This window comes from Aromatoleum anaerobium (assembly GCF_012910705.2).
In the GTDB taxonomy this organism is placed as follows: domain Bacteria; phylum Pseudomonadota; class Gammaproteobacteria; order Burkholderiales; family Rhodocyclaceae; genus Aromatoleum; species Aromatoleum anaerobium.
Genome location: NZ_WTVG02000040.1, coordinates 375,803 through 401,486, shown reverse-complemented (window position 1 = coordinate 401,486; position 25,684 = coordinate 375,803). Strand labels below are relative to the sequence as shown.

The following is a 25,684-nucleotide window of genomic DNA, read 5'->3' as shown; positions in this document are numbered from 1 at the left end:
TCACTCCATTAACGCTTCGGGATTCGCAGGCTCCCCCGGGTTGCCATTTGGGTGCCTGTTTGACCCGACGCAAGGCCTGTAGCGATTGCGGTTCGCTTCATCGCGTCTATTCCTGTCACTACGTTCATTCCTATCCACCCCATCATTCCGCTCCACACAAGCGGTAGGCCGAGGTAGAGCCCGATCAGCAGGGTATTGAGCGTGCTGCGCTTGAGGGCGGTATCGAACTCGAGGTGCAGGATGTTGTGGAACAACGTCTCGGCGGAGGGGTACATGGCCACCCACAAATGCTCGTCGAGCCAGGCGGCGATGAACCACATGACGGCCCACATCTTGACTGTGAAGATCGCCAGCGCGCCGAGGAACATGATCGACAGGCTGTAGCGCCCGAAGACGAGGATCAGCGGCAGGAACATGTAGATCGCCATCAGGATGAGGGGCTGGGCCATGGTGGCGAACTGGATGATTGGGAAGCGGGACGCCTGGGTGTGGATCGCCTTGTTCACCATCCCCGCCATGCCGGCGACGTCGGGCACGGCGCTCATCAGTGCCTGATACCAGGGCCGGCTGTCGGGAAGCATGGTTTCCGGTGCGATCACGGGGCCCGAGCGACCCATGGCGAGGCGGGCGAGGCCGTCCTGCCGGACTTCGGCCGATACGGAGCTGAAAAGGGCTGCGACTTGCTGGGGCAGGGTATCGTCCAGTGCGCCAACCATTCCGATGCTTTGGGCAAGCCGGGCGCGCAGTCCGTTGGTGCCGTCCTGCCACCATTCGAGGCATGTCGGCCGTCCGTGGTCCGGGACCACGGTGTTCTCGTCCAGGTCGGCGTCGCCATCGCCGATGTCCAGGGGAAAACCGGCCACGCCGGACCGGGCGTGCAACGCCGGGTACAGCTTGGGATCGGCCTGGAGCACGTGGCTGCCGATCCAGTCCGGATCGGCTGCACCGTAGGCGGCCAGAGCTGTTTCTGCCGCTGGCGAGAGCTCGTTGGGGAGATACCGGGAGCGTGCGGGCAGGTAGCACTCGTTGTAGAAGCGCTGCGTCTCGGCGCGCAGTGCAGGATCCTCAACCGCGGCGGTTCTTGCCAGCTCCTCCACTTGCCGCAAGCCGCTCAGACCGCCCGAGATGCCGCCGCGCACGGCATCGTTGAACCCCGCAGACAGGCTCATCACCGTGAACCACCACGGAGGCAAGGCGATCTGCTGCGGCACCCCTTCGAAAGCCTCGTCGAAGGTGCTGTCCGAGACTGATCCGGTGGCTTTCAAGGGCGCCGTGCTCACCGCTGTGGCAGGCGGAGTGTAGTAGAGATTGACGTTCTGAAGGCTGGTCCCGACCGGGGTGAAACAGAAGGCGAGCACGAAGACGGCGCTCCAGAACTCCACCTCCATCTTCCGGACCATCCACGCCGCATCCGCCCCTTCGCCGACGTTCATCTGGTGCGCGTGGAGCCAGGTGTCGATGAGCACGATGAGGAACGGCAGGAAGATGAGGCCCGTCTCCACCAGGATGTCGCGGATCACACCGGCGAAGGCCCAGCCGTACATCGTGGTGAAGAGCTCGAGGTAGCTGTCGACGCCCATCGCTTGAGTACTCCTCGTCAGAGAAGGTTGAAGGGGAGGCCGAGCACGACCACGAGTTCGACTAGCAGGAGCCCGATGCAGATGCGGTGGCGGGCGGCGAGCAAAGCGGCACGGGCGTCCTCCGGCCAGCGCGTACGAAGCCGGTCCACCAGCCATGGCCAGGCAAGCCACAGGGCGGCGATTGCCGCCAACTGGACCAGCGCCAGCCACGGCGTGGCTGCCCGGATCCGGTGATGCGCTGCCAACAAGGCATCCTGCTGTCCGAAAAGGACGAGAGCGAGCACCATGCAGACAATCAGCGACAGGACGACGAGGGCGGTAATCACGGCCGTCCGAAGGAAACGCCGCGGGCGCCGGGCCGATGGGTGCAGCGGATGAACGGTCACTTCTTCACCCGGCCGTCGATGAGGGGACGCTTGTCGACGGGCTGCTGAACCGAGTTTGCGGCCGATGCCGCGCGCAACGCGTGGTAGCTGTCGAGCAGCGTTCCGGCGGTCTCCGAGATGACCCGCTTGCGGACGTTGGACTCGTACAGCACGTCGTCGATGTGGCGGTTCAGTTCGGCGAGCTTTGTCTCGATCTGCGGATTTGCGTATTTGAATACTTCGGGAATCATCCGTCCTGTCAGAAGCAAGTTCCGGATGATCAACGCTTTGTCCACGGTTCGTGCGAGAGCGACGTCTTGCACCAAGCGCTCCTCGGCGATGCGTCGTTCGATGGGAGGCAACTCGCGAATCGCGTCGATCAGCTCGCGCGTGATGACGATTCCAGGGGCCGACGCGACTTTAAGATCGCTGCCTCGCGGCACCGGTGTCGCCATGACCGTATCCATCTGTAATTGAGCGCCAGGGATTTCCAGCTCGAACTTCTGTATGAGACCTAGGCCTAGGGTCGTTTGAGGCGTGGGACAAGTGCCGCCCTGACAGGTGTAAATCTCCAGATCACCCAGCACTTCTATGGCATAGTTGGCGGCCTCGTCTGCGCTCGGGAAGGTCTGGGTGAGCTTAACAGGGGGAAATGAAGTGTCTGCCGCGGCTGGCGCCCGCCCCATGGTTACGTTGAACCCGCCGAAGGTGGTGTCATACACGATGCGGATTGCGTCCTGATCTTTCCCTCCGGCCTTCTCGCCACCCATCCAGGTGATTCCGTCGTCTCCATTACGAGTGCCAACATTCTCCTTCGCCTGCACCACATCCTTCCCACCGGCGGCCTCTTTCTTCCAGGCCTCGCCGCGCGCCACGCGGATGAAATCTTCATAGGGATCCTCTCCGGCCTTGACCTGGGCCTCCATCTCCTCGCAGGTCTTGGTGGCGATCTGGATGGCCACCTCGGCCTTCTTCGCGTAGGTCTGGAACAGCTCGTACAGCCCGGGTGAGGCGCGCTGGAACAGATACAGCGGCAGGGCGGCGATGCCGGCCTGGACCGCATGGGTCACCTGGGTGCCGAGGTGGGCGAACTGGTTCATGAGGTTCTGGAACGACACCTCGAAGTCGTACGCACCGCAGGCGTAGTGCATCCTTGCCACGCCGGAGAGCCCCAGCTTGTACGGCACCCCGGAGGGGTTCGGCGCCCGTGACGCGGGGTCGCCGCCGCCGAGACGGTAATAGAGGCTGGATCCCGAGCTCGGGATCTCCACGGCTTCCGCGGACGTGGTCGCCGCGCCGAAAGCGAGGAGTAGGGCGAGGGACGTGGCGCGCATGGTTACGAGTCCTGGCGGGGTGTTTGGACGGCATTGCCGGCGCGGCCGGCACTCGTGTCGCCGACCGGGGCGTCGGAGAACTGAGAGACGACCACAGCGTGTTGGCGCAGCCCCGGGAGGAAGCGCCCGGCGTGGCCGGTGCAGGCAACGGTCAGGGGGAGATGGGCTGCGGCCCAGTCGAGCCACGCGAGGAACGGCGCGCCGAGCCGCCTGAACGCGGTATCGGCGCCGGCGACGAGGACGAGGGTGCGGCCGGTGAGGACCGTACGCAGGGCGTCGTCCAGGCCGTCGCCTTCCACGTCATAGCCGGCGACGACGCCCGTAACGAGGCCTCGGCCATCGGCATAGAAATGGAGGTGGGCCACATTCTCGGGCTCGGCGAGCGCCCGCGCGCGAGCCCAGGGCATGAACGTGTCGTCCGGGAGATGCTCCAGGAAGAGCAACCGGTGATGCGGCCGGGCCTCGGCCACCACGCGGTCGAGCCGGACCGCAAAGGGAAACTCGCTGCACGTGTGAGGAAGGATGTCCATCACGCGGCCCTCTTTGCCGCAAGCTCGCGGGCGATCGCATAGGCTGCCTCGAGCTCCGTGCACCCGGTGGCGGTCATGATGTCCTGTCGCTGCGCCTTCTCGTGCTTCTCCGTCATTGCCAGCGCGATGGCGAGGGGCGGCGGAACGTTGCGGAAGAGGGCCTGCATCTTCGGATTCAGGATGACGCCCTCGGTGTACTTCGGCGGCTCCTTGCGCGCCGATTCCATCAGGGCGCGCTGTTCAGCGGTGAGGGTGCGGAAGCGGCCGACCTGCTCGATCTCGTCCCGGTCCATCGTGAGCAGCATCCAGTGCTCGCACATGTTCAACATGCGTGAGGCGCTCTCCGGAAAGTCCTTCATGTTCTGCGTTCCCAGCCAGAACCACGCGCCGAGCTTGCGCCACATCTTCGTGATCTTGACGACATAGACGTTGAGGAGCTCGTTGATCGTCACGATGTGGCCCTCGTCGGTCAGATTCACGATGGGTCGATGGTCGTGCTGGGTGGCTTCCGCCAGGGCCTGGACGTGGTTCACGAGCGAGGTGTAGGCGACGGCAAGGGCGTCCTCGTAGCCCTCGTGGGCCAGGGTGCCCATCTCGACGATGGTCACGTCGACGTCCGGCCAATTCATGCCATAGCGGTCGAAGAGACGCCCGCGCAGACCGTCGCAGAAGACCATCATCGCCTGGCCCATCTCCTCGGCGCGATCGCGGCGGGCGAGCCCGAGGCTCTCGTCGTTGCGCATGGCCATGAGCGTCTGGGCCACGTCCTGGGCCCGTGGATGGGGCTTTCCCTCATCGCGTGCACGGTGCGCCGCGGTCAGGATGGCGCGCGCGATCAGGTAGCGGTCGGCACGGCTCATCTTGCGCATCTCGCCTTCCTCGCCTCCGGTGATCATCAGGGTGGCCGCGATGATCATTTCGCCCAGGACATCCCGTTTGCCGGGATCGGCGCCTTCTTCATCGTCGTCATCCTTCACCTTCCGTGGTGGCTCCGAGTTGTCAGATGGAAGCGCTTCGAGCTCGGGCGATTCCATGGCGCGCGCCAGCGCCTTCTCTTCCTCCTGTTCGAAGAGCCGAGGCGCCATGACGAAGGGCGGCAGCGACAGGTCCGCGTCGGGGGTGAGCTCCACCCGATGGACAGTGAGGCCGTGGGCGCGCAGGTGCTCGCCCAGCAAGCCGAAGGAATTTCCCGCATCGACGATGAAAAGCCGCGGGCGGTAGATGGCCATCACCAGCATCGCGAGGTAGCAGAGGGTGGCCGACTTGCCGGCTCCCGTCGGGCCCAGCGTGAGCAAGTGGGCGTTCTTGTTGCGATCGCGGGGGTTCAGCGGATCAAAGAGGAAGGGCTCACCGCCCCGGTTCCACAGCCAGAAGCCCGGATGCCCGGTCCCGCGGGCACGGCCGTAGAGGGGCAGCAAGGCGGCGATCTGGGAGGCGAAGATCAACCGGCTGCGGCGGAGCTGCTTCCCGTCATAGGCAGGGTCGAAGCACATCGGGAGCGCGCGCAGAAAGACGTCGCAGCCCTGCAACTCGTCGGTGGGCTGGATCAGCTTGAGGCCCGAGGTGTGCAGCACGGCGGTGAGATCGGCCACCTGGCGGCCCAGCTGCTTTACGTCCTCGCCTCGCACGAAGAGCACGAGGTACAAGGGGTAGAGCTTGTCGGCGCGCATGTGGTCGAGGACCTGGACGGCCTCGTCATGGGTGTGGATCGCGTCGATCGTGTTGGCGCGTGAAGCGCTCTTGATGCCCTCGACCCGCCGGCGCATGGTGTCCTGCGGGTAGATCACCATGGTCGCGGAGAGCATGGTTCCGTCGGGGAGCCGCTCGAAGCGTGCGAAGTGCTTGCCGGCGTGCTCGCGTTCCGCGGTGAAATGACCGATCTCCGGCCTCTTCGATACGGACTGGAGCGCCAGGGCGCGCACCGGGCGCCCGTCGAAGAACCACAGCCCGGCCTTGTGATCCGAGCGCGGCGGGGAGAGGAAGAGGAGTTCCGCGAGGTCCAGCCCCTCCGCTGCCACATCCTCGGTGGGGTAGGTGCACAGGCGCAGCAACTCCCCGGCCGTGGCCGCGAAGTCCGGCTTGGGATTGAAAAAGGGCAGCAGCCACGCGTAGAAGTCCGCGGCGTTCATGGGCCGGGCCTTGACGCCCGTCTGGCCGAGCCCGGCGATCAGGCCCCGGGCCGTCTGCTGGAGCTTCTCGACGGGGTCGAGGACTTCCCGCGAGAAGTCAAAGCCCTCGGGAAAGCGGCGATAGATCGCGCAGCGCACCCGCCGCAGTTGGCCGCGCCAGCGGTTGCCCGATACGCCTTCGTCGGTGAAGAGCCCTTCCGGTCGCGACACCTGGGCCAAGTGTTCGGCCATCTCGCCGAAAAAATGCCGGGTGAAGTCGCTCTCCAGGATGGCGCGGGCGCGCTCCGGGGCTTTCTCATGCACCGAGAGGATGTAATCCCGAAGGCGCTCGATCTGCCAGGAGAGATCCGTGTCGTCGTTGCAGAAGAACTGCACCACCCAGGGCGCCTCGTCGTATTCCGGCAGCGCCTGCAGCGCTGACTGGATCTCGACGCAGCGCGCCTGCAGGTACTGGTCGGTGCTGGCCTCGGTGGCAATGGGCTCGAGCTCGAAGAGGAGGGCGCGGGAGACACCATCCTCCAAGAGGAAGGTGTTCGTCTCCGGCTCGTAGTCCACCCAGGGCAACTGATCGGTGATGCTGGGCGGACGCGCCGCGAAGCGGCGCCGGTCGCGGATCCGGAAGGGCTGGCGGGGCACGATGGGCTCGCCGGACCGGGACGCACCCGTGCTCGTTGGATCGTCGTGGCTCGGGCCAAAGCCCAGCATGCGGGTGAAGCCGAACATGCGCCGTCTCCCCCTAATTGCCGCCCGGGGCACGGACGGTCGTTTCGCTCCCGCCCAGTGCCGAAGGCACGCTGGGCGTCTCTGGACGGGGCGGGCCGTCGCCCTCTCCGGGGAGCAGGTACTCCACCGACTCGTACATGGGGAAGGCGGTCACATACGCGGGCACCGGATACTTGCCGTGGGCGAGGTGCGGGAAGACAACCATGATGAGATCCGGGTTCTCGAGCCGCGCGAAGCGCTGCTCGATCTGCTGCAGGGCCGACTCGCGCACGGGCCCGGGGCGGATCTCCTCCGCCGGGCGCAGCGGCAGCGCTTCCCGTGCGCGGTTACGGTCGGCTTCGCCGGTGCGATCCCGGTAGATCTGCTCCATGGTCGGCCCCTCCGCGGGCAGGGGCGAGGCGCGCGGCCCGGCGACGCTGCATGCTGTGACGGTAATGGCAGCCAGGAGCGGCAAGACGATTCGGCAGGTCGGGTCAGTCGAGTCCATGGTAGGTGCCTCTGAGTTGGGAAAGTCGCGCGGAGCCGGTGTCCAGGCGCCCGTAGTCGAGCCGGCGGGCTTCGGGGGATTTGTCGATCGGGATCTCAGTGTCGATGTGCACCACGACCTCCCCGCCGGCGGGAACGACCACGGCGTCGAAGGAGTTGGTCAGCCGCCGCATGATCCAGCTCGTCACTTCGTCGGTGGCGCCGCCCATCATCTGGCCCAGGATGTAGGTTCCCGTGTCGCCGGTGACGCGGCTCGTCGTTGTCCCGAACACGTTGCCCGTCTGGGTGGTTTGCGCAGCCGCCGCGGCCTGGCCCGCGATCGCCAGGCTCCGCAGCCCGATCGCATCGGTGAGATGAGCGGGCGCGTTCGTGACGAATCGTCCCGGAATGCAGGGGTTGCCGTATCGGTCGGAGATCCATCCGAGCTTCGGCGCCGCAGCGAGCGACGGCATGTGGCCGCTTGAGCTATCGGTGGCGCCGAACAGAGGGGTGGTGCCGTTATTGCGGCGGCTCACCGTCTCGATGCTCCCGTCATTGAACACGAAGGTGAGCGACTGGATGAGACCCTCGGCGCAGGAAAGGGTCATGTCGCCGATGGCGATGCCGGAGACGACCACGCCCGTGAGGTTTCGCGGCAGGTAGTGACCGTTTGCGGCCAGGTTCTCCGGGCCCAGGAGCAGCTTGAACTGCATGGGATCGGTTACCTTCCCGTCCACCGGCACCCGGCCGACGATCGCCGTCATGTTGGCGACACCGGTGAGCGTCGCGTTCTCGGGGATGGTGAAGAAGGGGATAGCGGCGGGAACCGTCTTGCGTGCCTGGGAGGAGGGCGCGGTCCGAGTGCGCCTGGCGGCCGTGGCCGTGGTGTCTGCCAGTGCCAGCTTGCGAACGACGCCCTCCTTGCCGTCCGCTCCCTTGCCCATCTCGTAACCCAGCGGCAGCACGCGGGTGGGCGCCGCCGCGACCGTCCCGCCGGTATTGCCAGCCTTCGAGCCGCTGTCGAAACCGAAACCACGGGGGAGGTTACCGGGGCCGAGCGCCGATTCGAGGAGTCCGCCGGTATCTGCTGTGGGCGCCTGGCGGCGGTTCAGGGCCTCAATCTCGGCCGTCATCTCGGTCCGAAGCTCCTTGCGGAGTTGCTCACGGATCCGGTCCTCGGTGCGCTGCTTGCGCGTGTTCTCCTCGAGCAGGCGCCGGTTCTCATCCACCAGCGCCGCCACGCGATCGTTGAGTTCGCTGTAGCCCGCCACGACGGTCTTGAGGGTCTCCTGGGGTGTATCGGCATCGGCCCCTTTCTGCGTGGGAGGCAGAGGCACCTCCGTCATCGGCGCGCCCGGCTCGACGCCCGGATGCTCGCTCTGTTTGTAGAGGATGTAGCCCGTCACCGTCAGGGCAACGGCCGTGAGGACGGGCACCAGCTTGTTCTGGCTGACATGCATGATGACGTCCTAGCGCCAGAGCGGAACGGCCGCGAAGGGGCGGTCCGAGATCAGGTACACGGCCGTGGTGTCCGCCTCGGAGCCGCGCGGCAGCAGCCGCCAGTGCTGCGGGGTGGCGGCGATCCAGCGGCCGCGCAACTGCTCAATGTCGAGCTCCAGAGGACGGTCCGAGCGGTTGGTGAAGCGCACCGCCGTCACATGGAGCGACCCGCTCGACCAGGCGCCCAACGGCGCAGTCTCAACCTCGGCCCCGCGGTAAAGCCCGGGCACCGTCTTGCGGTCCACGGGCTCTTGCTGCACGCCCGGCAGGACGGGCACCAGGCGGCTTGGGGCGTAGAGCGTCTTGGCCGCGTAGCGGGTGAGCTCGATCATGTCGACGGTCGGCGCCTCCCGCGACCCGGTGGATGCGACATCGTCCGCATCGTCGCCGCTGGGAAGATGCACCTGGAGCATGGGGGCCACCGCTACCCCTTCCGCCGCCTCGATGTCGAGCGGGATCTTGGCGGTGCCGTCGATCGCCTGTACATGCACCCGGGCCCGCGGGAAGGGGGCGTTGGCGGTGAGATAGGCCGTGTCCTCGATGATCTGAACCTCGAGGAGCCCTTCGAGCCCGGGTGGCAGGTCCATCAAGGCCACGAAGGGGAAATGCACCAGACGCTCCGCGTCGGGGGCGAGCAGGACGTGAACCGGGAGGCGCTCGAAGAGCGCGTGCTGCGTGCCACCGTTGTCATGAGACGAGGCCTTGCGGGCACGGGGGGCGGGTTTCAATGGCGCTTCCTCCGTCTCGGGCGGCGGCACGGAATCTTGCTTCTTGGATGCCGCGGCGTCTGTTTGAGCGGGGGCTGGAACAGTGGCCGGGAGCGGCGCCGCGGGCGGTGTGCTGACCGCTTGCGGTAGAACCATCCGCCCTTGCGGCAGCGCGCCCAGGCCGAAGGATTCCGCTCCCACGCTCGAAGGGGCCGGCACGCCGGTGTCGACCGGTGCGGTAAGCGGCCTCGGCGTCGCGAGACCTGGTGGCTGAACGACTTGCTCGGCCATCGCAGGCGCGACGAGGGGCACACACGCGCCGGCGATCAAGAGACGGGATGCGGCGGACATCGATCACTTCCTGGATTCGCCGCAGCGCGGCGGCAGGCTTCTGGGGCAGGGCGGGCGCTTGCGGCGCGGCGGCAAGTCCGGCGCCTTGAGGGTGGGGGCAGCGAGGCGGCGGGTGCGGTAGCGGCTCAGCCGGCACTTCCAGGGCGTGCGGGTCGATCCGCTCCGGATGGCGGCCCCCAAAACAGTTGAGTGCCAGGCCCCAGGGGTTTTTCTCGCGGTCGACGTCGTAGCGCACGACGTGGAGGGGGTAGCGGACGAAGGCGTCCTTGACCGGCATGGCCCGGGACGTCTCGATGAGCTGGGCGTCAATGAGCACCGTCCAGCCGCCGTTGCCGTGGTTGGAGACGCGATTGGCGCTGTACCCGTAGCCCGGGATCTCCATCAGGGCGCGCGTGCGCTGAATGAGCTCGGCGTCGCCCGCCTTGATCTGCAAGTCCTGGAGTAGTTGCTCGCGGCAGGAGGGGGTGAGGTAGTGCTGCAGGGCGAAGATCTGCGCGCCATAGTCCTTCGAGCCGTCCTTGGCCCAGCGGTTGACCTGCTGCCAGATGTAGAACCCGAATCCATAGACGTTAGGGTGAGGTACCTCAGTCACGCGGCCCAGTTGCAGGGTGGCTCCGCGGGAGAGATCGGGCGGTACGTGGGCGATGATATCGGTGGCAGTGGTGCGCCAACTGACCAGGGCGATCAGCAGCAACACCATCAGCGCTGCGATGAACCACGCCTGACGGCGGATCGTCGCGTCACGGTTGGCGAGGGCGGCGGTGAGTCCAGACATGGCCATTGCTCCAGATCAAAGAAGCGGCCGCCGGCGGGCCTTGCGGTCCTGCACTGGAGGAAGCGTGCGGCCGATTTCCCATGCGCCCGAGTGTGTGACGAAGGGGGAGCGGATGAGGTGCATCGATGCGAACCTGTGCAGCGCCAGGTGGATGTAGTAGTAGTCGGGCCGATTGCGTTTGACCGTGGCCATCTGTCCCGAGACGAGCCACGCGGTGGCGAGCGGGCCGGTCACGATGACGAACACCGCCATCGGCAGGCTCCTGAAGGCGAAGCCCAGGACGCCGCTGACCGGAAACCAGAGGAGAAACGCCAGTCCGATGACCCACACTGACTCGGTGGACGAGAGACCCCGGATGATGGCGGGCTCGGCGTTCACGCGATCGGGCAGCGGCGCGCCGTGCGCGCCAAAGGTCGCGTCAGGCTGGGCCAGAGGACTGGACGGTTCCATGGTGGGGGTTTAGGTGATGATGACGGCCGCTTCGTTGAGCAGGTACATGACAAGAACGAGGATCACGACACCGAGGACGGCGAACATGCCCAAATCGCCCAGTTCCGCTCGCCCTGTTCGGAAGCTGTTGAACATGGCGAGCAAGCCGCCCCCGACGTTGAGGAATGCGATCACGGCGATGATCAGGCCCAGCGCGAGGAGGCCGAGCTTGAAGTACTGCTTGAGAATCTCGATGTAGTCGCCGGACGCGGCCCCGTCGGCCGTCACCGCGGTGGGGAGCTCGGCGAGGGCGGGATCGGACATGAGGGCGAAGGCGAGAATGCCGACCGTGAGGGCCGAAGCGCGGGCGAGGAACCGGTGAGTCGGCTTCGCCGGGGCTGCGAAGGGATGTGTGAGTGGTACCGCCGGGACGGCGGTCGCCTGGGAGGGGAAAGGGTTCATCGTGTCGTACTCCGGAGGTTGATACGCCGCGCCTGGAAATCGCCGACAGACCCGCGGCCCGCCTGCCGGTTTGGCCGTCGATCTAGGTGAGGAAGTAGATCAGCAGCAAGACGATGATCAGGACCCGCAGCTTGTAGAACGTCATCTGGGGCAGCCGCTTGGGGTTGTCGATGGCCTCCATGCCGAGGCGGCGCACCATATCGGCGGCCCAGAGGACGACGACGGCCCCCACGAGCAGCGCCAGGACCTCCGCGATGTCGCCGGCCGACAAGCCCGCGGCCTGCGCGAAGGCGGCTGCCTGTTCGGATGACAGGGACATGACAAGATCAACGGCGGTAGTCGCCCTTCAGCGGCTCGACCGGGCGAGGCTGGCGGGGCGCGCTGAGGTGATCGGCGATGCCGGCGCGGATCATTTCCAGATCGCGGGCGAGGTCCTCGTACTGAAAGTGGATCCGGGCGCGGGTTGGCGCGTCGCCCCGGGCGGCACGGACCTCACGGGTGAGGAGGGCGAGTTCGTGCTCGAGGCGGGCGAGGTTCTCGCGCTCGCGATCGTCGTCGGCGTAGGCGACGGAGAATGGCGCGAAGGCGGCGATGGCGAGCGCGAACGGCAGCAATCGGAAGGATGGGTGCATGGTGACTCCTTCAGAGATACTTCTTGAAGGTGGAGGCCGTGGTCGAGACCGACGCTGCGACCAGGAGCGCGAAAACGAGGACAAGGTAGGCCGGGTTGAAGCCCCCGAAGGGCCAGGCGAGATAGGCGGTGAAACCGGCGGTCAGGAACCACCAGGTGAAGCGTTTCGCGTGGTGGTAGACATAGGAGGATTCCCTGCCCCCCGACCACTTGCGCAGGTCACGCCGCACCAGGCCGTCGATGAGGCCGATGCAGACCGCCATGACGAATGCGGGCAAGGCATAAAAGGCGACGGCAAGGCGTATCGCCGTGTCCCGCGCCACGTGGAGTGAGATCTCCATCCAGCGCCCGCCTTCCTTGATCGCCTGTACCGCGATGCGGGCGTGGCGATTGGTCGCGCTGTCCGGCTCCACGGCCTGGGCGCGTGCGATGAAGGCAGGAGCACCCAGCCACGTGTAGGGGCGCGTCATGCGCTCGGCAAGGCCGGCGGCGAAGCCGACCGTGTCCTCGACCATCAGCGAACGCGGGAAGCCGCGGATATAACCGAGATCCTCGTCGACCGCGGCCCGGGCGCGATCGAGGCCGCGCTCCTTCCAGAAGCTGTAGTCCCCGACGATCATCAGCGCCGTCCCGAAGACCCAGGAGCTGAAAGTCGCAAACACCAGTCCGAGCACGAGGCCCGCAAGCGCTCCGAGCGGGCCGCGCGAGTGGGCGGCGCCGGGCGCGGTAGAGGCCCGGGGCGGCGGACGCTGAGTGGCCGGGTTTGCTGCGGAGATCATTTGGCCTCCCCTCCGGGCTCGTCGGCAGGCTCGTCAACAAAGCCGAGCGGCGTGACCAGTCCGACCGGCATGTCCTTCAGCCAGTCCGTCTGGCCTGCCCAGTGCTCGGACGTCCGGTACTTGGCGCGCATCTGGACGGCGATCTCCTGCAGTGAAGCGGGGATGAAGCGGTCGTTGGCGGGATCGGGGAGCGGGAAGCGAAGCTTGAAGAGGCGGTTGCCTTCCAGGAGCGCGAAGGCCTGGCCTTGGGGCAGGGCCATGATGTCGGCGGGCGACACCATCGGCTCGCGCAGGGTGGTGAGACGGTCTTCGTTCCGGGAGGTGAAATCGGTCTCGGTTGAGCCGTCCGTGTCGCTGACCCCGGTCACTACCATCAGGTGCTGGACGTCGACGTCGGGCAGCTGATTACAGAAGAACTCGGCCGTGCCGGGGTCCTTGACCCGCAGCATGACCAGGTTGTTGAAGTTGCCCAGCACCTGGCGCGCCTTGGCGGCGTCGCCGAGCCGGGCCTCGATGTCCGGGATGGTCTGCGTGTAGGCGGTGATGCTGAAGCCGGAGCCGCCCAGCTTGTTCACCATCGGCACGAACTCGGGACCGGCGATCTCGTTCACCTCGTCGAAGTGGCAGGCCACCTCAGGCAGGACGATCTTGCCCGTCGGGTGATGCGGATTGAGGCCGGTCTTGTAGAGCTTGCCCCCGACACTGACGAGGTCGGCGAGCATGGAATTGCCGACGGCTGCGGCGACCGTGGCATCGGAGAGGGCGTCGAGACCCACGTACACGATGCCGTCCTGGCGAATGACCTGCATCCAGTCGAAGATCGGCCGGGTGTCGGTCGGGTCGAAGTAGTCCGGGGAGATGAGCTTGCCAACGGGGCCGGTGGTGAGCTTCTCGAGGAACGGCCCCAGGGAGGCGACGATCTTCTCGAAGAAGCTCCGCTCGTAGCGCACCGCAGTGGCCAGCCCCTGCAGGACGGCGTCGGGAAGTTGCAGGTCCTTCAGTACATGCACCAAGGCGATGAGGCGCTCGCTGCGGTCCTGCAGGGTGCGCGGCACGCTGAGCTGCCGCTTCTCGATACGGGCCTGTACCTGTTCGACCAGCACTTCCCAGTTGCCGGGGCCCTGGGTCTGGAGCACGTGAGTGGCGTAGCGCAGGAAGAGCGGTTCGATGTCGGTGATATCGCGCAGCAGCAGGTCGTAGGTCGGGACCTGTCCCAGGGCCACCTGCGCCTGGGCGACGAGGTTCGTGAAACGCCAGGCGAACTCCTTGAATGCGGCGGAGTTTCCACTGGACGGGAGCGGATTGGTGGTGCGGTTCGCGACCTCGGTGATGCGGGCGAAATTGCCAATGCCGTTGTAGCGGGCGGAGATGTCCGGGTAGCCGAGGTGGAAGAGATAGAGCTGGTCCAGGCGGCCGGCCCGTGCCGCCTCGGCATGGACACGCAGCATGAGGTCCGCGTCGCCTTTCGGGTCGATGACGATCACGACCTTGCCGTCGCGGATGTCCTGAGTGGCTAGGAGCTCCATGCCGCGCGTCTTGCCGACGCGGGTCGTACCGAGGACGAGGAGGTGGCCGGGGCGGTGTTTCTGCCCGAGCGTGACAGGGACCTCCTTCGGCTCCACGCCGTGCAGGACCGGCGTGCCGCCGAGGTCCGGCGGCTCGGAGAGCGGGTTCCACCAGCGTGGCAGCATGAGCGCTGCGGCGAGGGGCTTCAGGGGCGTGGAGCGCAGGGCCCGGAGCGCCGCCCGCGTCGAGCGGATGAACGGGCCCTCCACCAGATACGCCTGGGCGTGCGGACGCGTCGCATCCATGCGCCGCTGCGTATGCTGCTGTCCCCAGGCGAAGCCTTCGCCCAGGTAGAGCTTGCCGGGGATGCGGGGAAGCCGGTGGGGTGCTACGGCGGTGACCTTGTAGCGCGTCAGCCCGTACTGATAACGCCAGACCCGCCAGGCCTGATTCCCGCGAAAGCCGGCGAAGCCGAAGGCGAGGGAGGCGGTCGCGAGTCCCAGTTCGGCCGGCATCATCAGCGCCCAGGGGGCCACCAGCGCGATCAGCCCGCACCCTGCCGAAGCCGCTGCGCTCCAGATCTCGATTGGCGGTCGGAGCCAGGCCTCGATCGCTCCGCGGCTCACCAGCCCCTCGAAGGTAGGCACAACCGTGGCCGGGAGGGTGGGCAGGAGGAGGCCCGGTGGGAGAGTGGCCACGGTTGTGCCGAAACCGCCATTGCGGCGGGAGGAATCGTAGGCGCTGCGGTGACGCGCCGCGGGGGGCACGGCGAGCACGAAAGCCTTCAGTAGGGAGGAGGGCGCGCGTTCAGGCATCGCGGATCCTGCCGATATGGCGAAACACTGATCGGGCGTAGCGGGCAGCCCGTTCGGCGTCGCCGGGGCTGTGATAGGCGCCGACGGCGTCGAACCAGCTCGGGGTGGTCGCACGGCACTCGAGGAGAATGAAACCGGCCACCTTCAGGTTGTGCCAGGGCTCCAGCGCGAGCGCGGGGGTACGGAGCTTGTCGGCGTGGTAGCGCCAGTTGACCTGCATGGTTCCGCAGTCCACGTTGCGCACGCCCTGCGCCAGGATTCGCTCCAGGTCGGCAACCGCCGTCTCATAGGCGCCGTAGCGGCGTGGGACGGCGCGCACATTGAGGGTCCAGGGCCAAGGCAAAGAGACGGTTCCCCAGCGCATCACCGACTCCTGGATCGCGACGCCGTACAGGATCGCGGCGGGAAGCGCGAGCGATTCGGCGACGTGGCGATAGGCCGGCGGGATTGGCGGATATGCGGGCGGCGTCTTGCGCGCCTGCGCCCGGGCGTGGGAGCGCGACGGTACGGCGAGCAGCGCCAACGCTGCGGAGGCCTGCACCAGGAAGGCGCGGCGAGTGGCATTGGGCGTCATTGCGCCGAACCCCCCGGTGAAAAGAACCAGTTGGGCAGTGTTTTTCCCCCGCCCGCAGGACGACCGAAAGAAAAGTCGACCGCCTTGTCGGTTGGATAGAGTCGGCGCATGGCGGTGTCGCCGGCCCGCTGCCACGCCAGCACGCGGTCGGTGTCCTCGTGCAGGAGCTTCGCGAACAGCGCGGCGTAGCGGTCGCGCTCGGTGTCGGATCGCGCGTGGATGCCGAGCACCTCGATCGGACTGATGCGGGGGTCGCTGAAGGCGCCGCGCGGGCCGCGCATCAGATGCCGGGCGCGGTGCAATTCTTCGAGGGTGATTCCCCAGTAGCCGGCCTCCAGGACATCGGTCCGTGACACTTCCATAGGGGCGCGTTCGGATCGGCCAGGGTCCGTGGCGCTGCGGCCGACAGTGTCGATTCGGGTTTCCCCCGTTTCCACGGCGCCGACGTTCGTCAGCACGATCAGCAGGGCGAGGGCGGGAAGGGCTTTTCTCACGACATGCCCTCAGTGCCGTACGCCGACGGCCGTGACGGTGCCGTCGGGAAGGCTGAGGTGAACCTGGCGCGCCTGTGCGTCGATGCGCTGGATCCGTGCCACACCGACGGTATCGCCCTCACGGTAAAAGGCGAGGTCGCCTTTGGCGTCCCGGATCGCCACGGAAGGCTGACCGCCCCAGATATCGACCGAAACTACTGTCGGCGTCCTGGTTTTCGTGGCGGTTCCGGTTCTGGCCGGCGCCGCGCGGCGCGCCGGAACGGAGGCGGGTTCGCGCCGCTGAGCCAGAGCCTCGAGGCGCACGCGAAGCTCGTCGCTCACCTGGTGGAGCGAGACCAGACGGTTGTTGATCTCCGAGAATTGCCCGTCGATCGACTCCACGGTACGAGACAATGCGTCGACCCGCTCGTCGAGCTGATCCAGGCGAGGCGAGCCGATCGAATCGGCGGGGGCCGGCGCGTCGAACTCCGGAATGGGGGGTGTGTGCTGCCCGATCGCTTCGAGGGGTTGAGCTTGCGGCAACGGGGCGGGCGCCGCTGGTTGCTCGGGCGCGACGAACAGAATGACGCCGCCGGCGAGGACCAAGGCAGCGATGAGGGCCAGGATCACCGGGCGCTGGTTGCGGCCAATCCTCGCGAGCCGTGGTGCGAGGCGCACCATCGATTCACTTTCCGCCTGTGCCGAAGGGGCGTTCACTTCAGCGGCTCCAGCGTTGCGGCCTGCGGGGCGAGCGGCGGCCGAACCGCGGCCACCCGCTCGGCGTTGCTGCCTTCATCCGTGAGACCAATGGAGAGCGTGCGATCGACCAGGGAGATCTGCACGCGATAAGGCGGGCCGACCAGGACCTCGAGGATCGCCCGGGCGGGATAGGGACCGAGATCGCGATGGGACTCCGGCAGGGGCATGTCGAGCAGCGCACTTGCCGCCAAATCTGTCGATTCGAGCCGAAAGCCCGTGCGAAGGAGCAGGAAGGCAACCGCATCGCGCACCGTGCGCACGTGCTCGCGGGGAAAATGGACGGTGGCCACGACCGCCATCGGATCGGCCATGGCGGGGTCTGGCGTCGCCGGCGCAGTCGTGTAACGCGCGAGGCGGACCGGATCCGGGTGCGTCGGGTCCGGATGCGTGGCCGACACGGGGGTGGCAAGCAGAAGAAGAGTGATTGCGGTAACGCGATCCATCGAACTGCTCCGTGATTGAAAAAGGCATCCCCGCCGCTGAGGCGCCGTCGGGGATGCAGGCTGCGGTCAGCGGCCAGTCACGGTGCAAAGTGTGGCGAGCGCGGCCGGGTGGCGCATTCGTCAAATCGAGAAAGATTTTTCGGCTTTATGCTTGCGCGGGTAACACAAAAATGATAGTCACGGAAACGGCGCCAAAAGGCGGCGGCCCGCCGGCGGTCCGCAGCAACGGGTTACCGGCCCAATCCGAAAGGGCGCCCAGCCCTTGAATCCGGTCTGGGCGAAGGATTGACGGGCACGGGGTGCCTGCGGCAAATGCCGACCGGTTAGGGGTGCGGCAGCGTGCCGGTGCACGCTGGCGCAAAGGTGAGAAAGGGGCGATCACGATCCCTGCGGCATGTCAAGCGTAAAGTCGCGGAATCTTCCGAGACTTTACCGATGACGAAAAGGAAAACCTCCCGCACCCTATTCGATTGGCTGCTGCAGGCGGGCATGTTGCACGGATGGCGAATGCCGGCATGCGACGAAAGTACGTTTACGGCTGTCGCTCGGCCGGCCGCTTAAGGGATCACAGCGAAGGCAAACAACAAGGCAACGGACAGCATTCTGGAGATGGAACGCTGATGAACGAAATGCCGCCACCACCGATTCCGCCGCATCAGGAGGACGCCCGAACCCAGGCGGTCATCACGATCGGCCATTTCCTCGAGGGCCTCGGAGAGCCGGGTTGGCGCGGTGTCCTGCTCCGTTGGCTCGGGCAGTACGACGGACTGGAGACCTACCTCTACCCGGAGGACGATCCCGTTCTAGCCGTGCGAGATCTCCTCGCCCGCTACGTGGATCTCCTCGAACCGGCCGACCCGGCGCAGCTGGCAGCCGATCTGTCGGCGCTGCCGTTCTGCCGCTTTCGTGCGAAGCGCGACGGCGAGAAGTGGGAGCCCCTCGTAGAATCCTTCAGCGCCTTTTGCCGGGGCGCGACCGTCGAGGTCTGGGAGTCCGAACACCCCTACCCGCGACGGGAAGTGCTCCGGATCGGGCTGCTGACCCAGTTCTGTGCCGCACAGATGCGTGAGCGCCGGGGGTGACCCATGGCCATACTGGCTGCCGGATTCTTGCTCGTTGCGGCAGTGCTGGCCGTCTGGTTGATCTGGGCCAGTTATCACGACAGGAGCGGCCGTCGCGCGTCGGGCCCGGCCGCGCCGGATGCGGTCGGTCCCCCGACTGCGACGGCCGGTGACGCACGGGCGCTCGCGGCCAGCCGCCCGGGATGGCTTCAGGTCCTTGACGCCTCCACACTGATCCAGGTCTGCAACCTCGCCGCTGCATTGCAACAGATCCACCGCGAATCGAAGCTGAGCCAGGCTGTCTGGGAGCGGGACTTCGCGCCCGCGATCGGGCAGACCCTGCGGTACGTGCAGCTCCTGCCGGCGAGCGAGGCGCATCACCACGCCCATGTCGGCGGACTCGCGGCCCACATCGTGGAGGTGGTGCATGCCGCGATCACGATCCGTAATGGCTATCTGCTTCCGCGCGGGGGCGCTGCCGAAGTGGTCGACCGGCAGCGGGACCATTGGACCTATGCAGTCATCTTCGCCGCGCTGCTCCACGACATCGGCAAACCGATGACCGATCTGCGGGTCGTGCTCGCGGAACGCGCGGACGGATTGCTCCGCCCGTGGTTGCCGATGACGGGCGATATGGTGGCCGCTGGCGCAGCCGAGTACGAAGTCCGCTTCGCGCCAAAGGCGGAGCGCGACTACGGAGCGCACCGCCGCCTGCCGCTGGTCCTGGCGCCGCGCATCGTGCCGGCCACGGCGTTCGCCTTCCTGGCGCGCGAGCCTTCGGTCATGCTCGAGCTGCAGGCGGTATGGTCGGGCGATGACGCAACGAGTGTGTTGACCGAGATCGTGCGCCTGGCCGATCGGCGCTCGGCAGCCAGCAATCTGCAGCAAGGGCCCCGCAGCCAGTTCGGCGCTGCGACCACCGTCCCGCTGATCGAACAGCTGATGGTCGCGATGCGTCGGCTGCTGCGCCAAGGAGGATTGCCACTCAATCGAGATGGTGCCGCAGGCTGGGTCGCCGATGGCGCAATCTGGTTCGTGGCCAAGCGCTTGGCGGACGCGGTGCGCGAGGAGATCGCGCGTGTGGAACCCGGCGGCGGCGAGAGCCTTCCGGGCGCGAGCAAGAACGACCGCCTGTTCGACACCTGGCAGGACTATGGTGTGCTCGAGCGCAATCCGGACACCGGGCAGGCGGTGTGGTACGTGGAGGTGCGCGGTGGCGGCTACGCGCACGAACTGGCCATGCTCAGGTTTCCGCTCGACAAGCTTTTCGACAGTCCGGACGCGTACCCGGCGACGTTCGAGGGAACGATGGTCGTGAAACCTCCGCGCAACGCGCGGGACAGGCGAGAGGCGGGTGAGGGCACGGAAGCAGGGCAGGGAGAGGCTCTCGCGCGCGATGCTGAGGAAGCGCGGCAGCGACCCGGCAAGAAATGCCAGGGTCCGGACATTCCCGCGCCCCGGCCGCCGCACGCCGCTTCCAGACTGGCCGACGCGACGGTCACTCAGGCGCTGCAAGGGCGCCCGGCTGCGCCGGCTCCCGACTCAACGGAAGAGGAAGGCGGGGACCGCTTCCTCTCCGATGAGGAATCAGTGACGACACAGGATGACCCGAATCCGAAAACATTACCCCGGATGCCCTCGCCGATGAGCGGCCCCGTCACCCCATTCGTGCGTGAGCCAACGCGATCCGCCGATACCGCGCAACCGAACAGGATGGGCAGCGAAGGTCCCGGTCCAAGCGACGCCGCGCTGCGCTTTATGACATGGCTGCAACAAGGCCTGGCCGACGGCTCGATTCCATACAACGAGGCAGGCGCGCCCGTGCACTTCGTGCCCGAAGGGATGGCATTGGTCTCGCCGCGGACATTCCGCGAATTTGCCGCGCTGTACGGCGATGACGGCACCGGTCCGCCGCACGCGCCAAGCGGCGACAAAGTGGGAACCGGCATCCAGCGGCACGTCATCAAGGCGCGGTGGCACGTTGTCGGCTCGGGGAATGCCAACGTGCTCCACTACACGGTGCTCGGGCGGGGCGCGAAACCGGCTGGAAAGCTCGCTGCGGTGGTGATCAAGCATCCCGAGCGCTGGATCAATCCGGTTCCGCCCGCGAATCCGAACGTTGTGCCGTTCGCCCAGACGACCGCATCGGGAACGACGTAGCGCGATCGCCGCGAGTGATTGCATTTGCCATGTCTGACGCTTGACAAGCACGGACGCCTGACTAATCTTATTTCTTGATAGGCAAATTCCATGTGGGACACCGCTCGTCGCAACGCGAGCGCGTACCGACGGCCATCCCGTAGGCACACTGCTTTCCCATTTGCTCTCCGTCCCTTTGCGATTCGCCCCTTCTGTCTCTTTTCAAGGAGGGCTCGATGATCGTCTACAGCGTCGTTTCGACCAAAGGCGGTGTCGGCAAGACCACCCTTAACGCCAATCTCGGCGCGCTCCTGGCAGACCTTGGCATGCGGGTGCTGCTGATCGATGCCGATGTCCAGCCCAGTCTCAGCCGGTATTTCCCGATCGGTCGACTGGCGCCGCATGGGCTCACTCAGATGATCAAGCAGGGGGCGCTCACCGCCGACTGCATCTCGACGATCGACCTTGCGCTCGCGCCCATTGCGCCGCGGGGAAAGCCCCGGCTCAATCCGAACGGGTGCCTCGATCTTGTCGTCTCGGACGCGCCCGAGGGCACGCTTCAGGACTGGCTTGCGCCGCGCATGGACAGCGCGCTGCGCATCAAGCTCGCGCTCCGCAGCCCCCTCATCTCCGAGCATTACGACGTGGTGATGATCGACACCCAGGGGGCCGTGGGCCACCTCCAGGATGCCGCGGTTCTGGCCGCCGACCGGCTACTTTCCCCGGTCCCGCCCGACATTCTGTCGGCGCGGGAGTTTCTCGACGGCACGCAAAAACTGCTCGATCGTGTCGAGACCGCTAGCGCATTCGGGTTTTCCGTGCCCGCCATGCAGGCGATCCTTTATCGCCAGGAGAACACCCGGGATGCGCGCGAAATCGTGAAGGCCATCCGCGACGAGTACCGGAAGCTGAAATGCCGAGTGAGTGTGCTCGACACCGTCGTGCCCCACGCGGTGGCGTACAAGAGCGCCGCGACCGCGCAGCTTCCCGTCCATTGGATCGACCCCGCGCGGGCGCGGGAGACGATGCACACCCTCCTGTGGGAGCTGATCCCCAGTCTGGCTGGAAACCACGCTGGTGGGCCGGCGACCGATTTGCGTGCCGAGGTAGGTGATGACATCCAAGACGCGACTGCCTGAAACCATCTCCATCAAGGACCTGGCCCTGCACATGGAAAAGCAGGGAAGACTCCGGGCGCCCAGCCCCAGACCGTCAAGCACCGCCGAGCGGCGGGCGCTCCTCGCCGCCCACAGTCTCACCGTGAAGAGCCCTGAGAACGCCGCGGCCGACCTCAAGGCGGGTCAGGATGCAGAAGGCTGGATGATGTTGAGATGCACGGACGTCGACTGCTACGACCGCAACCCGCGCTTGCGGACCAACCCCCTGTACGCGGACATCCGGGCCTCCATCAAGTCACGCGGAGGCCTCCATGACGCGATCGCCGTGACCCGCCGTCCCGGCGCCGGTCGGTACATGTGCTATGCCGGCGCCAACACCCGGCTGCAGGTCGTGCAGGAGCTCTGGCGTGAGACCCAGGATGCGAAGTACGAGTGGGTGCGAGCGGTCTTCCGGCCCTGGGTGAGCGAGAGTGACGTCCTCGCTGCGCATCTCACCGAAAACCAGACTCATGGCGAAACGACCTTCTGGGAGAAGGCCCGGGGAGCAGCCGACCTGAAGGGCCTGCTGGAATCGGAACTCGGTTCGCCGCTGAGCCTGCGTGCCTTCTCCGAGCGCGCGGGGAAGTACGGCTTGAAGCTCCATACGGTTACGGCGGTGAACTACCTCTTCGCCGTCGAACAGCTGGCGGCCTTCGGTGCGCACCTCACCCATGAGAGCACAGGCGCGATCCGCGGCCGCTTCGGTCACCTGGAGAAGCTCGCGGAAGCGCTCAACCTGGATCCCTATGTCCGTCAGACCGAGTTCCAGGAGCTGGTGTCCGATGCCGGCACCGCGATCAATGCCGTTCGCGAGCAGGACAGTCCGCCGCGGCTCACCGCAATGGAGGTGGAACGCATCCTGGCGCAGATGAACGCCCAGTTCGCCCGCCAGGCCAACTGCCCGGTTTCGGCCGTGGAGCAGACCTTGCGCGCCGTAATGGCGGCGGCCAAACCACTTTCTGCGGCAGAGATTCGGGTGCGGCTTTCCGGCGGTGCGCCATTGGAGATTCCCGCCGCGATGCCGACGCCCGATCATGTTGATTCCGGCGTCGAAAATCTCCCTGTGCAGCAACCGCCGGCGGTGCAATCCAAGCGCGCGAGCCCGTCAAGCGCCAGCTCCAGCGACGCCGTGGACGACACCGGCTTTGCCGCCGCGCTCGACGGCTTTTCGGCGCAGTTCCGGATTTCGTCCCTGGTGCGCAGTGATCCCGATGTGGCACCGGGGTTTCGCATCGAGCCGCTGGCGGGTGACGATCTCGCGACGGACGGGGAGGAGGGCCGGGCGCGGCATGCAGCGCATCGGCTGCTGCTCCGCCTGTCGGACGACGCCGGGGGATCCGAGGCCGACGCCCAGCACATCGTCTCCCTCCTGCTGCAACCGGCCTACTGGCCTTTGATGCGGACGCTGATGGACGCCTATCACGGGCGTCGTGTTGCGGACGGACGCGCTGAGTAGCCGCCATGAGTGCCGAGGCTACGTCCGTCGTTTCCGCCTCCCGGTGCAAGGCCGCGGTCGGGACACCGGATCGCCGCGCCAGCTCTGCCGTGGTTCCGCTTGGCGAGCCGTCCCGAAGCCCAACCGACAAGGGGGGTATTCGCGCATGATTCCCATCAGGAGCGAACAGCTGCGGGTCGCCGTGTTGTCCCATCTCATCCATTTGCTCGAGGCGGGTGAGGTGGAGACGCTGCTGGAAGCAGGGCTGAGTCCCGACATCCTCGACACCCTTCGCGCCGCCTCGGTCAGAGACCTGCATGCCATCGCCGGCATGCCCCAGTTCGATGTTTCCGTGCGCTTCGACCCCGCGATGCTCGAGGCCGCCTACCGGCGCCACGAGGCCATGACGGAAGCCCGTGAACTCCTCGAGTACCACGTCAGGCACGGGGCGCACCCTCAGTTGCTGGTGCATCTCTTCAGGATGACCATGGAGCAGGTCCGCGAGCAACGCGCCTTGCTGTGCCCGGGCTCGCTCGCGCGCGGGCGTCCTTCCCTTCCCCGCGCTGAGGTTCGCGAAGCCGTCCAGCGGGCCTGGCCGCAAATACGCAGCAACTTTCCGCCACAGCAGCAGTACGTCGAACTGCACCGCGCCTTTCCCACGATGTCGATCGCGACCCTTTGGTATGTCGTCCACGAGTTCGACGATTGCGAGGCGGGCTGAAATGGCCGACGCCGCTGCGCCGCACTCTTGGGGCGAGGATCACGCGGAAAGCGGACGCGGCGTCCAGCTGCCCGAGCGGTCTTGCCGTCCCGCTGGGTTCAATCGACCCAGCGGAAATCCCATTGACGCTGGGTTCGATCGACCCAGGCGACGATCTGCTGTGCGGTGGAATCACCCGGTCCACCCCCCATGACTTCACTCGCCTCCGAGCAACAGATCACGCTCGATCTCCTCGCCCGGCTGGGCGGCGACTATCCCGCCACGGCCATGCTGCTCGCGCTGCTCTGGCGGTCCGCCGACCGGATGCCGGTCCAGGTTTCCAGCCGCAGCCTGGCAGCCTGCACCGGGCTGGGCTATCAGGTGGTGCAGCGTGCGCTCCAGCGTCTCGAGTGTCGGTCCCTCGTCATCGCCAGGAAGATTCCGCGTGCCACTGCCGCCTATCAGGTCAATGTCCCGGTGCTGCGCCAGTTGTTGGGCAGTCCGCTCCCAAGCACTGCGTTTCTCCCCGGCTTCACGCCGATTCCCGCGCTCGCCCGCTTCCGCGATGCGGCGGGCGCGGGCGCGGCCCCGCCCACCCTCTTCACGTGAAGGGAATGCCTCATGGCCTCTCCCGCCCCTCCACTCCTGCGCCCCCGCGTTCTCCTCATCTTCCTGCCGATCACCCCGGCCTCAGCGATCCGATCTTCCCCGGCGGTAATCCCATCCCCTTCGAAACCGAGGAGCGTTCGCCCTTCGACGACGGTTACAGCCTTGCCAAGGAGCGGGAGAGGCTCATCGAGCTCATCGAATCGGAAGACCCGGATCCCACCGATCCGCGTTGGCCGCGCTACGAGCTCTACCTGCAGCGCAACGACCGGCTCAAGCAGATGGAGGCGGAATACCGTGTGACCGAGGGTGCCGATCTGACGGTCGAGGCGGGCGTGGCCACGCAGCTTCGCGACCTCGGGGCGCTGGTCGACGATGGCGTCGATACGATGACGCTCCATACCAAGGAAGGCTTCCGAATGTTCATGGGACGTCGGCGCGACCCGGCTGGTCAGTACAACGCCATCCCGGGCGGGAAGCGGGTCGCGTCCAGCCTCAAGGCGTTGTGGACGCTGAGCCGCAACAACAACCCCTACGCAGACTGGGCACTTCTGCGGGCCGACCACCGTATCCCCGAGCTGCGGCGTGGCCTGGACCAGCAAGCGCAGACGTTCGACGCCGAGATCCGGAAGCGGGCGGACAAGGGCTTGGGCTTTGCGATCCTCAAGTCTCGCGAGCCCAAAGTGCTCGAACTCGGTTTCCGCAGTCCCTATGGCTACGCCATCGCCGAACTGATCGTCGAGTTCGACTACTACGTGCGCGTCGTCAAGACGCTCGGGCGCAAGGCCATCTTCTCCGACAAGCAGGTGCACGACGCAATCCGGCAATTCACCCGGCCGATGCGGGCAGCTTTCGAGGAGTTCATCCGGTTCGAGACATGGCTCAGCAAGCCCGAGCTGCTGCCGCTCAGCCGCACCGATTTCCTGCCGGGCGCTGACGCCGTCGCCCAGCGTCGCGTCGCCGCGGTCACCGGAATCTTCGGCCCTGTGCCATCGGGAATTTACGCAGGCCACCAGGGCTCGCGTCACTCCCAGCGACGCGTGGCGATTTCCGATACCGAGAAGGTCATGCTCGAGCGCGTCGCCGCGGAGCTTGCTGGCATCCATCAGGAGCGTGGCGCAGCGGTCGATGAACCAACCGACGATGGCCTGGTGGACTGATCACGCGGACCGGGCGATGACGCAATGCAATCCATCGAAGCGTGGCGCAGCGCCCTCTGAGTCAGGTCAACCGGAATGTGGCGCAAAGGGCCTTAC

General features: G+C 66.7%; 26 protein-coding genes. 7 read left to right on the top strand and 19 right to left on the bottom strand.

What is annotated here, in order from left to right; all coding sequences use genetic code 11:
* Window positions 1-8 precede the first annotated feature (8 nt).
* From GO606_RS17405 to pilL2, 19 genes are all read right to left on the bottom strand, one after another.
* On the bottom strand, window positions 9-1,580 hold the full coding sequence (locus GO606_RS17405; RefSeq protein ID WP_169119677.1) for a conjugal transfer protein TraG N-terminal domain-containing protein: 1,572 nt from the start codon (window positions 1,578-1,580) through the stop codon (window positions 9-11).
* 17 nt (window positions 1,581-1,597) lie between these two features.
* Complete coding sequence (locus GO606_RS17400; protein ID WP_169119676.1) at window positions 1,598-1,906, bottom strand: hypothetical protein; 309 nt, start codon at window positions 1,904-1,906, stop codon at window positions 1,598-1,600.
* A 56-nt stretch (window positions 1,907-1,962) separates the two neighbouring features.
* Window positions 1,963-3,279 carry an integrating conjugative element protein gene (locus GO606_RS17395; RefSeq protein WP_169119675.1) on the bottom strand — a complete coding sequence of 439 codons (1,317 nt, stop codon included), beginning with the start codon at window positions 3,277-3,279 and terminating at the stop codon, window positions 1,963-1,965.
* 2 nt (window positions 3,280-3,281) lie between these two features.
* Complete coding sequence (locus GO606_RS17390; protein WP_041645456.1) at window positions 3,282-3,809, bottom strand: hypothetical protein; 528 nt, start codon at window positions 3,807-3,809, stop codon at window positions 3,282-3,284.
* Window positions 3,809-6,661, bottom strand: coding sequence for a conjugative transfer ATPase (locus GO606_RS17385; RefSeq protein WP_011236077.1), 2,853 nt, complete (start codon window positions 6,659-6,661; stop codon window positions 3,809-3,811). The genes GO606_RS17390 and GO606_RS17385 overlap by 1 nt, the downstream gene beginning before the upstream one ends.
* A 13-nt stretch (window positions 6,662-6,674) precedes the next feature.
* Window positions 6,675-7,148, bottom strand: a complete 474-nt coding sequence (locus tag GO606_RS17380) for a TIGR03751 family conjugal transfer lipoprotein (protein WP_169119674.1) — start codon at window positions 7,146-7,148, stop codon at window positions 6,675-6,677.
* Window positions 7,135-8,586, bottom strand: a complete 1,452-nt coding sequence (locus GO606_RS17375) for a TIGR03752 family integrating conjugative element protein (protein WP_011236075.1) — start codon at window positions 8,584-8,586, stop codon at window positions 7,135-7,137. The genes GO606_RS17380 and GO606_RS17375 overlap by 14 nt, the downstream gene beginning before the upstream one ends.
* Before the next feature lie 9 nt (window positions 8,587-8,595).
* Window positions 8,596-9,354 (bottom strand): TIGR03749 family integrating conjugative element protein, encoded by a 759-nt coding sequence (locus GO606_RS17370; protein ID WP_068881151.1) that lies wholly within the window; start codon window positions 9,352-9,354, stop codon window positions 8,596-8,598.
* Window positions 9,314-10,459, bottom strand: a complete 1,146-nt coding sequence (locus GO606_RS17365) for a PFL_4703 family integrating conjugative element protein (RefSeq protein WP_246979708.1) — start codon at window positions 10,457-10,459, stop codon at window positions 9,314-9,316. Before GO606_RS17365 ends, GO606_RS17370 begins: the two co-directional genes overlap by 41 nt.
* A gap of 15 nt (window positions 10,460-10,474) precedes the next feature.
* Window positions 10,475-10,909 (bottom strand): TIGR03750 family conjugal transfer protein, encoded by a 435-nt coding sequence (locus tag GO606_RS17360; protein WP_169120678.1) that lies wholly within the window; start codon window positions 10,907-10,909, stop codon window positions 10,475-10,477.
* 9 nt (window positions 10,910-10,918) lie between these two features.
* Entirely contained in the window at window positions 10,919-11,350 is a 432-nt protein-coding gene (locus GO606_RS17355) for a TIGR03745 family integrating conjugative element membrane protein (protein WP_049780134.1), read from the bottom strand.
* Window positions 11,351-11,432: 82 nt separating this feature from the next.
* On the bottom strand, window positions 11,433-11,669 hold the full coding sequence (locus GO606_RS17350) for a DUF3262 family protein (RefSeq protein WP_169120676.1): 237 nt from the start codon (window positions 11,667-11,669) through the stop codon (window positions 11,433-11,435).
* Window positions 11,670-11,676: 7 nt separating this feature from the next.
* On the bottom strand, window positions 11,677-11,982 hold the full coding sequence (locus tag GO606_RS17345; RefSeq protein WP_041645452.1) for an integrative conjugative element protein, RAQPRD family: 306 nt from the start codon (window positions 11,980-11,982) through the stop codon (window positions 11,677-11,679).
* A 10-nt stretch (window positions 11,983-11,992) separates the two neighbouring features.
* Window positions 11,993-12,760 carry a TIGR03747 family integrating conjugative element membrane protein gene (locus GO606_RS17340; protein ID WP_011236069.1) on the bottom strand — a complete coding sequence of 256 codons (768 nt, stop codon included), beginning with the start codon at window positions 12,758-12,760 and terminating at the stop codon, window positions 11,993-11,995.
* Window positions 12,757-15,081, bottom strand: coding sequence for a type IV conjugative transfer system coupling protein TraD (traD, locus tag GO606_RS17335; protein ID WP_246979706.1), 2,325 nt, complete (start codon window positions 15,079-15,081; stop codon window positions 12,757-12,759). Before traD ends, GO606_RS17340 begins: the two co-directional genes overlap by 4 nt.
* Window positions 15,074-15,655, bottom strand: a complete 582-nt coding sequence (locus GO606_RS17330; protein ID WP_169120390.1) for a lysozyme family protein — start codon at window positions 15,653-15,655, stop codon at window positions 15,074-15,076. Before GO606_RS17330 ends, traD begins: the two co-directional genes overlap by 8 nt.
* Window positions 15,652-16,149 (bottom strand): hypothetical protein, encoded by a 498-nt coding sequence (locus GO606_RS17325; protein WP_169120389.1) that lies wholly within the window; start codon window positions 16,147-16,149, stop codon window positions 15,652-15,654. Before GO606_RS17325 ends, GO606_RS17330 begins: the two co-directional genes overlap by 4 nt.
* Window positions 16,150-16,158: 9 nt before the next feature.
* Window positions 16,159-16,845 carry a hypothetical protein gene (locus tag GO606_RS17320; protein ID WP_169120388.1) on the bottom strand — a complete coding sequence of 229 codons (687 nt, stop codon included), beginning with the start codon at window positions 16,843-16,845 and terminating at the stop codon, window positions 16,159-16,161.
* On the bottom strand, window positions 16,842-17,330 hold the full coding sequence (gene pilL2, locus GO606_RS17315; RefSeq protein ID WP_169120387.1) for a PFGI-1 class ICE element type IV pilus protein PilL2: 489 nt from the start codon (window positions 17,328-17,330) through the stop codon (window positions 16,842-16,844). Before pilL2 ends, GO606_RS17320 begins: the two co-directional genes overlap by 4 nt.
* A gap of 620 nt (window positions 17,331-17,950) precedes the next feature.
* On the opposite strand from pilL2, the gene GO606_RS17310 reads away from it, so the two are divergent.
* The 7 genes from GO606_RS17310 (at window position 17,951) to GO606_RS17280 (ending at window position 25,588) form a co-directional block, all read left to right on the top strand.
* A complete protein-coding gene (locus GO606_RS17310) occupies window positions 17,951-18,412 on the top strand; it encodes a hypothetical protein (RefSeq protein WP_169120386.1) in 462 nt (153 codons plus the stop codon).
* A gap of 3 nt (window positions 18,413-18,415) precedes the next feature.
* The gene (mobH, locus tag GO606_RS17305; RefSeq protein WP_169120385.1) at window positions 18,416-20,551 is read left to right on the top strand and encodes a MobH family relaxase; all 2,136 of its coding nucleotides are present in this window, start codon (window positions 18,416-18,418) and stop codon (window positions 20,549-20,551) included.
* A gap of 215 nt (window positions 20,552-20,766) precedes the next feature.
* Entirely contained in the window at window positions 20,767-21,669 is a 903-nt protein-coding gene (locus tag GO606_RS17300; RefSeq protein WP_169120383.1) for a ParA family protein, read from the top strand.
* A complete protein-coding gene (locus GO606_RS17295; protein ID WP_246979704.1) occupies window positions 21,644-23,143 on the top strand; it encodes a hypothetical protein in 1,500 nt (499 codons plus the stop codon). The genes GO606_RS17300 and GO606_RS17295 overlap by 26 nt, the downstream gene beginning before the upstream one ends.
* A 145-nt stretch (window positions 23,144-23,288) precedes the next feature.
* A complete protein-coding gene (locus GO606_RS17290) occupies window positions 23,289-23,843 on the top strand; it encodes a DUF2857 domain-containing protein (protein ID WP_011236056.1) in 555 nt (184 codons plus the stop codon).
* A gap of 189 nt (window positions 23,844-24,032) precedes the next feature.
* Window positions 24,033-24,431, top strand: coding sequence for a hypothetical protein (locus GO606_RS17285; protein ID WP_246979702.1), 399 nt, complete (start codon window positions 24,033-24,035; stop codon window positions 24,429-24,431).
* 5 nt (window positions 24,432-24,436) lie between these two features.
* Window positions 24,437-25,588, top strand: a complete 1,152-nt coding sequence (locus GO606_RS17280) for a PFL_4669 family integrating conjugative element protein (protein WP_246979700.1) — start codon at window positions 24,437-24,439, stop codon at window positions 25,586-25,588.
* Window positions 25,589-25,684: the final 96 nt, after the last annotated feature.

Coding starts and splice junctions, on each gene's coding strand:
- GO606_RS17280 (WP_246979700.1), top strand. CDS start 24,437: ATGCCTCATGGCCTCTCCCGCCCCTCCACTCCTGCGCCCCCGCGTTCT.
- GO606_RS17360 (WP_169120678.1), bottom strand. CDS start 10,909: ATGGAACCGTCCAGTCCTCTGGCCCAGCCTGACGCGACCTTTGGCGCG.
- GO606_RS17405 (WP_169119677.1), bottom strand. CDS start 1,580: ATGGGCGTCGACAGCTACCTCGAGCTCTTCACCACGATGTACGGCTGG.
- mobH (WP_169120385.1), top strand. CDS start 18,416: ATGGCCATACTGGCTGCCGGATTCTTGCTCGTTGCGGCAGTGCTGGCC.
- GO606_RS17385 (WP_011236077.1), bottom strand. CDS start 6,661: ATGTTCGGCTTCACCCGCATGCTGGGCTTTGGCCCGAGCCACGACGAT.
- GO606_RS17330 (WP_169120390.1), bottom strand. CDS start 15,655: ATGACGCCCAATGCCACTCGCCGCGCCTTCCTGGTGCAGGCCTCCGCA.
- GO606_RS17285 (WP_246979702.1), top strand. CDS start 24,033: ATGACTTCACTCGCCTCCGAGCAACAGATCACGCTCGATCTCCTCGCC.
- GO606_RS17340 (WP_011236069.1), bottom strand. CDS start 12,760: ATGATCTCCGCAGCAAACCCGGCCACTCAGCGTCCGCCGCCCCGGGCC.
- traD (WP_246979706.1), bottom strand. CDS start 15,081: ATGCCTGAACGCGCGCCCTCCTCCCTACTGAAGGCTTTCGTGCTCGCC.
- GO606_RS17295 (WP_246979704.1), top strand. CDS start 21,644: ATGACATCCAAGACGCGACTGCCTGAAACCATCTCCATCAAGGACCTG.
- GO606_RS17300 (WP_169120383.1), top strand. CDS start 20,767: ATGATCGTCTACAGCGTCGTTTCGACCAAAGGCGGTGTCGGCAAGACC.
- GO606_RS17390 (WP_041645456.1), bottom strand. CDS start 3,809: ATGGACATCCTTCCTCACACGTGCAGCGAGTTTCCCTTTGCGGTCCGG.
- GO606_RS17365 (WP_246979708.1), bottom strand. CDS start 10,459: ATGTCTGGACTCACCGCCGCCCTCGCCAACCGTGACGCGACGATCCGC.
- GO606_RS17380 (WP_169119674.1), bottom strand. CDS start 7,148: ATGGACTCGACTGACCCGACCTGCCGAATCGTCTTGCCGCTCCTGGCT.
- GO606_RS17395 (WP_169119675.1), bottom strand. CDS start 3,279: ATGCGCGCCACGTCCCTCGCCCTACTCCTCGCTTTCGGCGCGGCGACC.
- GO606_RS17345 (WP_041645452.1), bottom strand. CDS start 11,982: ATGCACCCATCCTTCCGATTGCTGCCGTTCGCGCTCGCCATCGCCGCC.
- GO606_RS17350 (WP_169120676.1), bottom strand. CDS start 11,669: ATGTCCCTGTCATCCGAACAGGCAGCCGCCTTCGCGCAGGCCGCGGGC.
- pilL2 (WP_169120387.1), bottom strand. CDS start 17,330: ATGGATCGCGTTACCGCAATCACTCTTCTTCTGCTTGCCACCCCCGTG.
- GO606_RS17355 (WP_049780134.1), bottom strand. CDS start 11,350: ATGAACCCTTTCCCCTCCCAGGCGACCGCCGTCCCGGCGGTACCACTC.
- GO606_RS17375 (WP_011236075.1), bottom strand. CDS start 8,586: ATGCATGTCAGCCAGAACAAGCTGGTGCCCGTCCTCACGGCCGTTGCC.
- GO606_RS17290 (WP_011236056.1), top strand. CDS start 23,289: ATGATTCCCATCAGGAGCGAACAGCTGCGGGTCGCCGTGTTGTCCCAT.
- GO606_RS17310 (WP_169120386.1), top strand. CDS start 17,951: ATGAACGAAATGCCGCCACCACCGATTCCGCCGCATCAGGAGGACGCC.